Annotated in this window: 1 protein-coding gene; it reads right to left on the bottom strand. The window is 52.9% G+C overall.

Annotated elements, in window-relative coordinates; translation table 11 throughout:
* Window positions 1-16 precede the first annotated feature (16 nt).
* A partial coding sequence (locus tag ACODS5_RS24690; protein ID WP_489109889.1) for an integrase core domain-containing protein occupies window positions 17-420 on the bottom strand: 404 nt, incomplete at its 5' end.

The following is a 420-nucleotide window of genomic DNA, read 5'->3' as shown; positions in this document are numbered from 1 at the left end:
AGACATGGTTGACACATTATGGTCCGTAATCAGGTTTATTCACGTCGATGGTGCGCAGGCGTTGGTGGCAAAAATAGACATCGAACATGCCCCCACCGTCTCGCCCGGGGCGTATCGCTATGGTCTGCCCGACTAAGCCTTTTGCGATGCTGAAATAGCGTTTCTGGAAGCGAAAGCGACCGTGGTAAACCTTGGCCAGGATATCGTCTGGCGCATACTCAAAATCCTCAAGCTGATTTGGGTAGGCCCACGGACTGGGGTGATATCTGGTCATCGGCACTTGATACCCCAATGCCTGATGAGGGCGTTGTAAGTTGTAAATTTCCCGCCATCGGTCAAATGCTGTCTGGGCTTGCACCAAGGTAGAGAACTGCCGCCCATCGAGTACTTCAGCCTTCAAGGAGCGGTGGAAACGCTCAA

It is taken from the genome of Pseudomonas sp. FG47 (assembly GCF_057809115.1).
Note: the sequence above shows the minus strand (reverse complement) of the source record. Positions and strands in the feature narration are given on the sequence as shown.